This window comes from Marinobacter sp. L-46, assembly GCF_056859535.1.
In genome coordinates this window covers 1-11,769 of record NZ_JBSXOP010000042.1, presented here as the reverse complement: position 1 = coordinate 11,769, position 11,769 = coordinate 1, and the positions used below count along the sequence as shown (strand labels likewise).

The following is an 11,769-nucleotide window of genomic DNA, read 5'->3' as shown; positions in this document are numbered from 1 at the left end:
ATGACTCCAGCTCCTTTCGTTCAGAGTCGCTCACTTCAAGGGGTCTAGCTATTCGCGCCATGGTTGTTTCTCCTGTCTCTACTTGTGAGATTATACAGGATCGGAGAATTATCTATGCGAATTTTTGTTAAGGGACACTAGATTGGACAGTAGCAAAGCAGGTGTGCGGGAATTTGATATCGGTCAGTTTGTGGGGCGGGTCTACAATTTGTTACGGGCAAGTACTCACCAGATGGGTGGGGTCGTACCCCCGGTGGGGGTACGACCCCTTTGTAGCCTGCGTGTTACTGGAGGAGTTCTTTCAGGGGCACGGGGCGAGAGAAATAAAAGCCCTGCAGCAAGTCGCAACCGTGGGCGCGCAGGTATTCGTGTTGGGCTTCGGTTTCCACACCCTCGGCAACCACTTCCAGGCCCAGGTGGTGGGTCATGGTGATCACGCCTTTCACAATGGCGGCATTGTGGCGGCTGGTGTCGATATCATTAATAAAAATACGGTCTATCTTCACCCTGCTGATGGGCAAGTCCCGCAGGTAACTCAGACTGGAGAAGCCGGTGCCAAAATCATCTATAGCCACCTTCACGCCCAGGTTGCGCAGTGCCTGAACCTGCTCCAGGGCCTTTTCCGCGGCGCTCATCAGCACGCCTTCGGTAACTTCCAGCTCCAGGTAAGACGGAGCCAGGCCAGTGTCTTCCAGCACCGCCTGGATTTCACTGAAAAAACTGGACCGGCGAAAATGCACCGGTGAAATATTCACGGCCACAGTAATGGGCCTGCCCAGGTGCTCAACAATCTGTTTCATATCATGGCAGGCCTGGCGCAGCACGCACCGGCCGATGTCGATAATCTGCCCGGTTGCCTCCGCCACCGGAATAAACAGCCCCGGCGGCACCAGGCCGCGTTCCGGATGCTGCCAGCGCACCAGCGCCTCTACCCCGCGAATCTCGGTGGTGGCAGCATCTACCAGCGGCTGGTAGTGCACCACAAACTGGTTGCCCTCAATGGCCTCCAACAACTCCCGGCGAATGGCCACATGCTCGCGAATGGAAACGTCTTGCTCGCCAGCGTACCACTCCCAGGTATTGCGCCCCTGACTCTTGGCCTCGCGCACCGCAGTATGGGCGTGGGCCATCAGCGCGCAATTGCCCTCACATCCATCGGAGCCGGACGCAATCCCGATACTGGCACTGATATGCACCGTGTGCTCGCCCACCACAAACGGACGGGACAACAACGCAAGCACCGTATCGGCTGTCTTGAGGGGCAGCTCTTCGCTGTACTCGCTGCGCGTGCCAAACAGAATTCCAAACTCATCGCCACCAAGGCGTGCCAGAAACGCTTCTTTCGGCAGCTCCGCCCGCAATCGCCCGGCCACCGCCTGCAACAGTTGGTCGCCCACCGTGTGGCCCAGGCCTTCGTTAATGGTGGTAAAGCCGTCCAGATTCACCAACAACCCCACCAGCCGGTCGCCATGAGAGCAGTAATGCTCGTTCAGCAACGCCTCGAAACTGGTGCGGTTGGGCAAGCGGGTTAACGGATCGTGGGTTTCCTGGAAGCGCAGTTCAGACAGCGTGTTTTCATGCTGGGACAACAACGTGCGATAACGCTGCTCGTGATCTTCCAGCGCTTTTCTGTCGCGCTCCCGGGCGGTCGCCAGCGCCAACAGGCCAGACGCCCGGTACATCAGCACCAGGTCATCACTAGCCGGTTCAGAAGGATAGCGGCCATAAACCGCAAAGGTGCCCAAAAGATCATTGCCCGGGGTAAGCACCGGCACAGACCAGCAAGACTTGAGCCCCTCGGCCCGCGCCAGGTGTGCGAAGGGCGCCCAGTCCGGCTCGTGCTCTATATTCGGGGTAATAACAACTTCGCGGGTGAAGGCTGTTTTTCCGCAACTGGCCACATTTGGGCCGATCACAACCCGCTGCATGGCCTGGCGGTAGGTTTCAGACACCCCCTGCCCTGAAACCAGGCTAAGGGTGTTGTCGGCGGGGGCGTACATCATGAAAGACACCACGCACTCCGGCATCTGGCGTGCAACCATGTCGGTAATGGCGCCCAGGATTTCCTCGAACGGAGCCTGGTGGGCAATCATGTCCTGAATTTTTTGCTGGTCTGCCAGCTCGGCGAGTCGGTAGTTCATAGTGAATCCGTTCGGGCGGAGTCCATATGTGTTCCACTATAACCGAAATAACAACAATTTCTGCATATTATCATCAGGAAGAAATGTCTTTGCTAACCATCTCGGAAGGCGCGCTGAGCAGACCGGCCTGGTCTTGCGCCTGCACCGTGAAATACCAGGTACCGGGCTTAAGGCCGGTGATGGTGTAAGACGGAGTTTCACCGCCGTTCAGCTCGGCGGCACCGGGGACAACCACCTGCTCGGAGAGGTTCTCGCTGTCCTGACCATAGCGAATAACGTAGCTGTCCAGCTCGCCGATAGAAAGGCTGGAATTATCTTCACGGGTGCCAGGCGCCGTCCAGCTGAGCACCGCCTTGCGTTCAGAAGCCGACTCTCTGCCCACCGCAGACTCCTGCCCTGATGGCACGGAAGAGCCGCCCGCCTGGGAGTCGCCCACTTCATCACCAGAGCCACCGCCACCACAACCGGCCAGCAGCACACCAAACAGAACAACAATCAGGTACAGGGGGAATTTCTGCAAAAAATTGGGCATAGGAAACAACACCGCAGAGGGAGAAGTTTTGCAGAATTTTAAATTGTTAGCGGCGGGGAGACTGTGACAAAAACGCGTTTGTTTGTGACGGTAGGTTAACTGGACAACTACATAGCTAGCGTAGCAACGGGCCGCACAAGGCGGCCCGCTATCGCATCAGGAAGCTTTCTTCAGCTTCTTCTTCAGCGACTTGATCTTGGCTTCGTGCTTTTCGATCTTGGCTTTACGGGCGTTGATCTTTTTCTTCAGGTTCTTCTCAGCTTTCTTGGACATAATTGCCTCCTGGGCATTGTCGCGGCTAGTTTGCGGGTTTGTTCTTCTTGATAAACCCACGAATAAACTGCCTGATTTCGCGAGCGGCGCTGGTATCCAGCTCTTCACACAACTCAATGAACTGCTCGCGCTCGGTACTGCTGATACGAATCAGCAGCTGACTATCTTTCTTGTTGGGCTTCACCTTTTTCGGTTTCACCTTTTTGGGACCATCAGTCACTGCGGATACTCCTGGTGAGGGTGAAGCTCATGGCTGAAAGATATTTACATTGTATATACGTTTTTGGGGAAAGCAAGGCCCGGGCAGTTAAACCCCAAGCCACTCCGCCAACTGCAAATTGGTCTTCAACCGCAACCGCTGCTGCAACATCCCTTCAAACACACTGCCCACCGTGCGGCTCTCCCCCAGCAACGGCAACGCGGCTTCCGCTTCGGAGAAGAACTGTTGCTCCCGCTCAGTACCTATGATGGCGTGCTCCCACCACTCCATCACCCGAGGCCGGGCCTGTTTCAGCAACGAGTCCGCTGGCAGTTTTTCAGACTTCGCCGCATTGGCGGTATGAGAAGCCGGCAACAGGTTCCATAGATCGTTATTGTTCCAGCGCGACCAGGGAAAACAGTGGTCGATATCGTAGCGGGTACGGGAAAGATTTCTGGCCGTCCACACGCACTCCACCGGCCCCGCAGTAAGCTGTTGCTCCACCAGCCTGCGCACCACAGACGTATCACGCCGTCCTTCTACCCACTGCAGGGCCTGATGATAGGTTTCCGTTGAATAACGGGCTTCCCAGCTCCCCATCAGGTTGATCCATTCATTCACAATGGCCGGCTCAACCCAACAGGCGTAACGGCTGAATGTGTCCCAGAGCATGGCCGGCACCCGGAAACGCCCGAACCGGGCCAGGGTTTCCTTGTCCAGGCGAACCGCCTCGTTACGAATAGTCAGTCGACTGGTGCCACCCTCGAAAACCTGGCGATTGGTGCCCGGCCAGGTGGTGAAGTGAGCGGGATTTTTTAGAATGTTCGAGGCAGCCTTTTTGATCGCTCGCATCACCACAGGTGCGAACTCCGCCGACAGCGACAAACCAACCCTGAAATCCAGCGGGGACAGCTTGCCCAACTCATAAAAATCATCCCCGGCAAAGCCCAGCCCCCGGGAACCCGGCGCCTGCCGTAAATGATGCTTCAGCACCAGCGGGTGGTACAGCATGATCCAGAACAGCCCCACTGCCCCAAGTGGTAGCTCTACCCAATCATCGCTACGGTTCAGTACCAACCCCGGCGCGCTGTCTGCCATTCGCACCAGAGTTCGCAGTAAACCCAGCTTGTAAGTGGAAGATTTGTTGTCGTTGATGATGATATGCCGCAGCGTGGGCAATGCTCCCGTGCCATCATCCGGCAGACGGTATACGGCGGTTTCCCACCATACATCCTCGCGTTTCAGCTGATCCGCACGCGGCATATCCGGCAAAGGCACAGGCATAACCGCCCGGTGGCGGGCAAAGCTGTCCAGCTCGGCCTTCGAGACTTCGTAGAACTGGCGCTCACCATCCCCCGGCCCATGGCGCAGCGTGATGACCAACATGCCGGACGGTGCCAGCAGCTCAGTCAAAATCCGGAACGCCCGCTCCCGGTAAGTAGGGGGCAGATGCATCCAAACCGCAGACACCAGCACCAGATCAAACCGGTAACTGAGTTTTCGGATCTCACTCAGATCCGGCAGAGAGTCACCCACCCACTGGATACTGCGATGGACCGTTGCCGCCTCACCCAGCCGGCGCAGTTCCGCCGCCGGCTCCACGGCCACAACGTCCCAGCCACGTTCTGCCAATGCCAACGCATCGCGGCCACTGCCGGCGCCTACATCGAGCGCCAGACCGGTTTTATTGTCCAGCTGAGGGAGCCAGTCGCTGTGGACCTGTTCGAAGGTCAGGGACTGGTATTGGGTGAAGAATTTCTGGGCGTTTTTGTTGTAAGGACCGTAACTCATGCCACCGCCAGCTTAGCCGCCTGCTGCCACATAAAGTTCGGCATCGGCGTTCGGAGTTTCCAGGTAATACTCATGGGTTGAGAGCCGGTGTGAGACACGTAATTAACCTCTCCGTAATTCACAAACCCCATCGTGCGGCCATATTCGTCTTTCGCTTGCTCTCTTACAAACAGGAACAAACGTTTGTTGATGGCTTGGTGTTGAATATAGTCCTTACCTTTGCCACGGTCAGGCCGCGCGCTGTTTTGCGACTGCCAGTGAAACAGCTGCTCGTTGATCGCGTAGTCGTGGTACATGGTGGTTGGTGAGAACTGCTTTTCGTTTTTATCCAGGGTGACAAACAGCAGCTCGATATTCTGATCCTGAATGACATACACACCTTCCCTCGATGGCGGCTGGTGCTCGAACGTCATGGCACCAAAACCAACCAGAATCTGCTCTCGGGAATAGCGGGCGTGCAATCGCAGCGGGACTTCCTGTAACTCCGGCATGGCCGGCTGTTCGTGCTTGGTTTTCGCCAGTTTCCAGTCAAGCACGTCCGCCAGCTCCTGTTCCAGCCCCAGCTTGCTGAGTTCTGCCAGACTTTGTGCCAGCGAATCAAACTCCAGCTCCGGCCCCGCTTTCTGCCAGAAGTCGTAATGGCACATCAGGGCTTGGCGATTGCTGGCGTCGCCCCAGCTAAACCCGGCCTGACATAGCTTCTTGAGGAACAGCAGGTACTGATGATCGTCGCAAATCAAAATCCGGTTATAGATGGCCTTCTTCGCGAGTTTGAACGGCGAGTCATCGGCTACGTCTTCGTCTTTCGCTTTGCTCACCAGTTCGGCCCAGCTGCCCCGTTTGTAGAGCTCGTTCAGATCGTTGTGGGGATGATGGATTATGAAGTTTTTCAGCGTGAGTGGCTGAGTGGAGTGCTGTGGGAACTGCCGAACAAGTGTCACCAGCCGCTTCATGGTCAGCGTGGCTTGCCGGATGTTGCTCAGCACCATTTCCTGGGTTTTCTTGGTGAGCTCAATTCGGCAACCCAGTGGCGCATGGGGAAAGCCCTGCTTCAGTTCTTCCGTAATCGAGCGTTCTGACTTACCCACCAGTGCCCGGAATTTATTGGCGAAATCATACTCAGGCCGGGAATTGCCCACGAAATCCATAACCGTGCAGCAGTCTTTGTCGTCTGCCAAACGCAGTCCACGGCCGAGTTGCTGCAGGAAGATGGTCAGACTCTCGGTTGGGCGCAGGAACAGCAAGGTGTCCACTTCCGGAATATCAACGCCTTCGTTGAAGATGTCGACCACACAAAGCACGTTGATTTGCCCGGAGCGAATGGCTTGCTGCTTTTGTTGGCGTTCGTGGCTGTTGTCGCTGGTGAGCACATCGGCCTTGATGCCGTGTAATAAGAGCTGCTCCACCATGAAGGTCGCGTGTTCACGGCTCACACAGAAAGCGAGAGCTTTCATGCTGGTTATATCGGTGACGATTTCCCGCAGGCTGCGCAGGATCTTATCTACCCGGCTCTGGTTGTGGGTGTAGAGGTTGGTGAGCTGAACCACATCGTAACGGCCACGATTCCAGGGAATGGTGCGCAGGTCGGTATCGTCATCTATGCCGAAGTATTGGAAAGGGCAAAGGTGGCGTCGGTTGATGGCCTCCGGCAGCCGGAGTTCGGCGGCAATCACGCCGCCAAAATCACTGAGAATATCGCCACCGTCGTGCCGCTCTGGCGTCGCGGTCAGGCCCAGAAGTATCTCAGGCGAGAAGTGCTCCAGTACCGCCCGGTAACTGGAGGCGGCAATGTGGTGCACTTCATCAATTACGATGTAGTCGTAATAGTCTTCGGTCAGTTTCAGCTGGTCCAGCTGGTTATTCAGGGTCTGAATCGATACGAACAACTGGCGGTAGTGTTCCGGCAGCTGGCCACCCACCCAGAGTTCACCGAATGCATTGTTTCGCAGAACGCCACGATAAGCTTCGCGGGCTTGGCGCAGAATTTCTTCCCGGTGCGCCACAAACAGAAAATGGGCGCTTGGCTTTGCTTTCAGGAACCGCTGGAAATCAAAAGCCGAAATCAGCGTCTTGCCAGTACCGGTGGCGGCCACAACAAGGTTACGGAAACGCTGATGAACGTCCCTTTCCACGGACAGCTGCTCAAGAATGTCCTTCTGGTGGGGGAACGGCGTTAGTTCGAAATAGTGGGAGACGCCGGGAGCATCCAAGCCTTTTTGCTGCTTCAAGGCTCGATTGAGCTTTTCGGTACTCTCAGCCTGACCATCGAACCGCTCAAAGTCTTCCGAAGCCCAATAGGTTTCAAAAGTGCTCAAAGACTTGTTGATGATGTGGGGGATTTCCTGAGAGGTGATTTTCAGGTTCCACTCAAGGCCGTTGGTCAGCGCCGATCGGGACAGGTTTGATGAGCCGATGTAACCGGTGTGAAAGCCTGTATTCCGGAGAAACAAATAGCTTTTGGCGTGCAGCCTTTCACGCTCTGTGTTGTAGCTCAGTTTCACTTCCGTGTTTGGCAGGCTCGCCAGGTACTCAACGGCTTTTGCATCCGTTGCCCCCATGTAGGAGGTGGTGATAATTTTCAGCTCTCGCCCACTGGCGGTGAAGGCTTCCAGCTCTTTCCGGAAAATGCGGATGCCAGCCCATTTGATGAATGACACCAGCCAGTATATTTTGTCTGCTGACAGAATTTCGCGCTTGAGTTCCGACTCCAGCGACAAGCCAGCATTGCTGCCTGAGAACAGCTCACTTTGGGTTAAGCCCGTAAGAGGGAAGATATCTTCAACGTACTGTTTGAGGTTGGCAGCAACCGGGTTTTCCAACTCGTAGAGCGCCGTGAGGATTTTACCTTGGCTATCGAGCAGATTCTCTTCCAGAAAGCCTTCGTCGGAAATCTGGCTCTTGAGCCACATCAGGAGCTGGTTGGAGAGTTCAATTTGCTCCTGCAGCCGGTCGTCTCCCGACGGCACGGCTTCAATGGCGAATTCCAGAATGTTGGACAGGAATCGTGACAGCCACACCGAGGCTTCGGCGCTGTTGAGCTGGCGTTCACCAACGTAGAACCTGTCTCTATCCAGGCGGCTTTCGATGAGCTTGGTGATTAGCTGTTCGTAGATTCCGGTTTGTTGCATTACCTACGTTCCATGTTGATGGCACATCTGGCAAGAACCGTAGCGTTCAACGTCCCGGTTTCCAAGGAAATCTTAAGACTTTCCATCCGGCTCGGCTGAATTTTGCATTTGTTTACGAACCACTTTCCCTACTCACACACCAGATTCCCCAACGCATCCTCCCTGCACCGCCGCCCTTCCCGGTCCCGCCAGTTCCCCAGCGAATCCTTGCGCCAAACCTCTTCACCGTCAGAAGACCGATAGTTCCCAAGGCTGTCTTTGCGGTAGCGGTTGCCGGTGCGGTTGTCGTTCCAGTGGCCGAATGCGTCTTTTCGGAGTGTGCCCTGTTCGCCGCTGTCGCACTGGTAGCGCATATTGCCCAGGGCGTCTTTGCGGTAGGTGCAGTTTTCCTGTGCGGGCAGCCAGCCGGATGCCAGCACAAGCAGTGCTATGGCCAGGGCGATCATCAGGTGTTTCGCCACGGTATTCGCTCGCATGGTGCGCCCTCCTCTGGCGTTGCCTTTGTTCCAGTGTAGTCACGGGGGGCGACAGGTAGCGTCGTGCGGTGGTTTTTTTTGTGAGTGGGTTCAGGTATTGGCCAGCCAGGCCCCGGGCCAGGTTGAGTTGGCGTTTTTGATGCGGCCGGTTTTGCGGGAAACGCTGCCGGGTATGCCTACGCCTACCGGTATGCCGGTGGTGCCGGCGTGGGCTTCGGCTTGTTGTACCAGAGCGTGGATGGTGTGCAGGGTGGCCTGGTAGTCGCCGGCGGGGGTGGGCACACGTTTGCGGAAGTGTTCGTTGGATTGGTTATCCAGCAGGATCACTTCGGTTTTAGTGCCGCCCAGGTCTATGCCTGTTAGCCAGTTTTGCATGGGAGTCCCTTTTATTAGTGGATTTTGCAAGAATTTACGTGTTTGACGCTTTATTTCCACAACTAACGTTGTGCAAAAAACAAACTGGCCTAACAATATGCGCCGGCTTTTTCTTCCACTCTGAGGCGGCGCTCCGTCTATGCCACAAGTTTCTCACGCACTGCGGTTGCAGGCCTGGCCATTTTTGCTGCTGGCCTGCACTTTGCTGGCCGGTTTCGCCGGTTTGCTGGCGTCTGCCTTTCCGCAGCTGCCGGTACCGGAGCCGTTGCGTTTTTCCTGGGCCGGGTCGCTCACGTTGGTGGTGGGCGGCATGGTTATGTCTGCCTGGCTGTTTCGTTCGTCTGGCCGGGCGTTGTTGCTGAAGAAGCTGGCGTACCAGGCTTCACACGATGCGCTGACAGGCCTGGCCAACCGCACGATGTTTGAAGAGAAGTTGCAGCAGGATTTTACCTTGGCCCGCCAGAACAACCGGCTGATGGCGGTGCTGTTTATAGACCTGGATGAGTTCAAGCCGATTAACGATACCCTGGGCCACAAGGTAGGCGACCGCCTGCTGATGGCGGTGGCGCGGGCTCTGGAGGCGTGCATTCGCCCTACCGATACCCTGGCCCGGTTCGGTGGCGACGAGTTTGTAGTGCTGCTGCCAGACCTGGAATCGGCACGGCAGGCAGAAGAGGTGGCAGAACGCATTCTGCAGAAAATTGCCCGGCCCCAGCAGGTGGGCGGCCATGAGCTGTACTTGTCTGCCAGTATCGGGATCAGCCTGCTGGATGACAGCGAAACGTCGCCAGAGAAGCTGATTCGCCAGGCAGACATGGCGATGTACAAGGCCAAGCGCCAGGGCCGGGATACGTTTCAGGTGTATTCGGCAGAGCTGGACGCCAAGCTTTCACGCCGGGTTACCCTGCGCCAGGATCTGCAAGAGGCCATTCGCAGCGGCCAGTTGTTCCTGCATTACCAGCCTCAGGTAGATCAGAACGGCAAGTTTTTCGGTGTGGAAGCGCTGGTGCGGTGGCAGCACCCTACCCGCGGGCTGATTGCGCCGGAGCGTTTTCTGCCGTTGGCAGAGGAAACCGGCCAGATTGTGCCGCTGGGCAAGTGGATTTTCACCCAGGCCTGTAAGGATGCCGTTCAGCTGAAGGAAATGGGGCTGCTGCCCGGGCGTATGGGCGTAAACCTGTCGCCGCTGCAGTTCCACCGCCCGGGGTTTCTGGACACGCTGAAGAAGATCCTGGCCGAAACCGGCCTGCCGGCTGATCTGCTGGAGCTGGATTTGACCGAAGGCGTGCTGATGAAAGACCGCTGCCGCGCTATTAGTTTGGTGAATTCCCTGCAGGAGCTGGGCATTTCCACGGCGATTGATGATTTTGGCACCGGCTTTTCCAGCTTCAGCTACCTGAAAGACCTGCCCGCCAGCAGCATCAAAATCGACAAGTCGTTCGTGGAAAACGTGGTCACCAACCACAAGGATGCCGCCGTGTGCAAAGGCGTAATCACCATGGCCCGCGAAATGGGCCTGACCGTGGTTGCCGAAGGCGTGGAAGACGAGGCGCAGTTCGATATCCTAAGAGCCTGGGGCTGCCACCGTTTTCAGGGGTTTTACTTTGCTCGGCCTATGGCTTTGGAGGCGCTGGTTAGCTGGGCTCAGGCGGACTAGGGGTCTGTCCCTACGTGGACTGATTAGGGGTCTGTCCCTACGTGGACTGATTAGGGGTCTGTCCCTACGTGGACTGATTAGGGGTCTGTCCCTACGTGGACTGACCCCTCTAGGCACCAAGCCTGGTTCTAGTCTGACTCAACTTGGTACGTAGAGGGGTCTGTCCTCGTAGGGACAGCCCCCTAGTCTGAAGTGACCCCCGAAAGGCACCAAGTCCAGGCTTGAGCGGTTATTGAACAGCCCCTTAACCATTATCGAAAATCCTTGTTTGCCTTGATATCCGTCAGTGCCTAGTATCGCGCCCTTTTTATGGCACCGTGTGGAGGCACTTTACCGCGTTATGGGACGTCGCAACGAACAACTTCGCTGGCAGTTGGCCAAAGGGCTGATTCATGCATTGCACCTGGAGCGGTTAGCCAGCCGTTACAGCCGCACCACGGTGATGGCGGTGTTCAACCTGGTGAATGGTAGCTTCAGCATTGCGTTGGTGTCGTTTGTGGCGCTGGTTACGCAGGAGGCGTTCATCTTTCCATCGCTGGGCGCTACGGCGTTTATCCTGTTCTACGTACCGATGGCCCAGCCGGCGTCGCCCCGCAATACCCTGTGCGGGCACCTGATTGGCGCGTTGATGGGGTTACTGTGCCTGTACATTTTCGGCCTGCAGGGCCAGCCTTCCGCCTTCGCAACTGGCGTTGACCTGTCCCGGGTGGGAGCGGCAGCGTTGTCGCTGGGCCTCACCAGCTGCCTGATGGTGGTATTCCGCGTAGCCCATCCTCCCGCCGGCGCCACCGCCCTGATCGTCTCCCTGGGCCTGATGCCCAACCCGGCCCAGCTGCCCATCCTGATGGCCGGGGTTGCCCTGCTGCTGGCCCATGCCTTTGTGATGAACCGCCTGGCGGGGATTCCGTACCCGGTTTGGGCTGGGGGCGGGGTGGCGCCGGCTACGGAGGGGTCTAAGGTTGCTGGGGTTTGACCTCCCCCCCACCTTGAACTTGGTGCCTAGAGGGGTCAGTCCACGTAGGGACAGACCCCTAGTCTTACATTGAACTTGGTGCCTATGAAGTGACCCCTAAAACTTGGACAGTTTAATCAGGCTGCAGCGGCAGCCTGCTCTCTGTACTCCACCGGAGTCAGGCCATTGAGTGTCAGCCGGATCCGGTGGTGGTTATAGTAGTCAATGTACTGCTCAATACCGTG

10 protein-coding genes are annotated in these 11,769 nt (G+C 56.8%); 2 read left to right on the top strand and 8 right to left on the bottom strand.

Features of this window, described 5'->3' with window-relative positions:
• Positions 1-284 precede the first annotated feature (284 nt).
• The 7 genes from AC13DJ_RS04720 to AC13DJ_RS04690 all read right to left on the bottom strand — a co-directional run bounded on the left by AC13DJ_RS04720 (position 285) and on the right by AC13DJ_RS04690 (position 8,915).
• Positions 285-2,141 carry a bifunctional diguanylate cyclase/phosphodiesterase gene (locus AC13DJ_RS04720; RefSeq protein WP_482932786.1) on the bottom strand — a complete coding sequence of 619 codons (1,857 nt, stop codon included), beginning with the start codon at positions 2,139-2,141 and terminating at the stop codon, positions 285-287.
• Between the two features lie 73 nt (positions 2,142-2,214).
• Positions 2,215-2,673, bottom strand: a complete 459-nt coding sequence (locus tag AC13DJ_RS04715; protein WP_286816318.1) for a fibronectin type III domain-containing protein — start codon at positions 2,671-2,673, stop codon at positions 2,215-2,217.
• Between the two features lie 298 nt (positions 2,674-2,971).
• On the bottom strand, positions 2,972-3,166 hold the full coding sequence (locus AC13DJ_RS04710; RefSeq protein ID WP_022988799.1) for a hypothetical protein: 195 nt from the start codon (positions 3,164-3,166) through the stop codon (positions 2,972-2,974).
• An 87-nt stretch (positions 3,167-3,253) separates the two neighbouring features.
• Positions 3,254-4,936, bottom strand: coding sequence for a class I SAM-dependent methyltransferase (locus AC13DJ_RS04705; protein WP_286816319.1), 1,683 nt, complete (start codon positions 4,934-4,936; stop codon positions 3,254-3,256).
• Positions 4,933-8,064 carry a DEAD/DEAH box helicase gene (locus AC13DJ_RS04700; RefSeq protein WP_482932787.1) on the bottom strand — a complete coding sequence of 1,044 codons (3,132 nt, stop codon included), beginning with the start codon at positions 8,062-8,064 and terminating at the stop codon, positions 4,933-4,935. The genes AC13DJ_RS04705 and AC13DJ_RS04700 overlap by 4 nt, the downstream gene beginning before the upstream one ends.
• A gap of 128 nt (positions 8,065-8,192) precedes the next feature.
• Positions 8,193-8,540 carry a hypothetical protein gene (locus AC13DJ_RS04695; protein WP_022988797.1) on the bottom strand — a complete coding sequence of 116 codons (348 nt, stop codon included), beginning with the start codon at positions 8,538-8,540 and terminating at the stop codon, positions 8,193-8,195.
• Positions 8,541-8,630: 90 nt separating this feature from the next.
• Complete coding sequence (locus AC13DJ_RS04690; protein ID WP_289101106.1) at positions 8,631-8,915, bottom strand: ROK family protein; 285 nt, start codon at positions 8,913-8,915, stop codon at positions 8,631-8,633.
• A 139-nt stretch (positions 8,916-9,054) separates the two neighbouring features.
• On the opposite strand from AC13DJ_RS04690, the gene AC13DJ_RS04685 reads away from it, so the two are divergent.
• Positions 9,055-10,572 (top strand): putative bifunctional diguanylate cyclase/phosphodiesterase, encoded by a 1,518-nt coding sequence (locus AC13DJ_RS04685; protein ID WP_482932788.1) that lies wholly within the window; start codon positions 9,055-9,057, stop codon positions 10,570-10,572.
• Positions 10,573-10,912: 340 nt separating this feature from the next.
• Positions 10,913-11,545 (top strand): HPP family protein, encoded by a 633-nt coding sequence (locus AC13DJ_RS04680; RefSeq protein WP_482936972.1) that lies wholly within the window; start codon positions 10,913-10,915, stop codon positions 11,543-11,545.
• A gap of 116 nt (positions 11,546-11,661) precedes the next feature.
• Here AC13DJ_RS04680 and AC13DJ_RS04675 read toward each other — a convergent pair.
• A partial coding sequence (locus tag AC13DJ_RS04675) for an IS3 family transposase (protein WP_482932797.1) occupies positions 11,662-11,769 on the bottom strand: 108 nt, incomplete at its 5' end.

Excerpts from the sequence above, each read along its gene's own strand:
- AC13DJ_RS04720 (WP_482932786.1), bottom strand. The coding sequence starts at position 2,141 with ATGAACTACCGACTCGCCGAGCTGGCAGACCAGCAAAAAATTCAGGAC.
- AC13DJ_RS04715 (WP_286816318.1), bottom strand. The coding sequence starts at position 2,673 with ATGCCCAATTTTTTGCAGAAATTCCCCCTGTACCTGATTGTTGTTCTG.
- AC13DJ_RS04705 (WP_286816319.1), bottom strand. The coding sequence starts at position 4,936 with ATGAGTTACGGTCCTTACAACAAAAACGCCCAGAAATTCTTCACCCAA.
- AC13DJ_RS04700 (WP_482932787.1), bottom strand. The coding sequence starts at position 8,064 with ATGCAACAAACCGGAATCTACGAACAGCTAATCACCAAGCTCATCGAA.
- AC13DJ_RS04695 (WP_022988797.1), bottom strand. The coding sequence starts at position 8,540 with ATGCGAGCGAATACCGTGGCGAAACACCTGATGATCGCCCTGGCCATA.
- AC13DJ_RS04690 (WP_289101106.1), bottom strand. The coding sequence starts at position 8,915 with ATGCAAAACTGGCTAACAGGCATAGACCTGGGCGGCACTAAAACCGAA.
- AC13DJ_RS04685 (WP_482932788.1), top strand. The coding sequence starts at position 9,055 with ATGCCACAAGTTTCTCACGCACTGCGGTTGCAGGCCTGGCCATTTTTG.
- AC13DJ_RS04680 (WP_482936972.1), top strand. The coding sequence starts at position 10,913 with ATGGGACGTCGCAACGAACAACTTCGCTGGCAGTTGGCCAAAGGGCTG.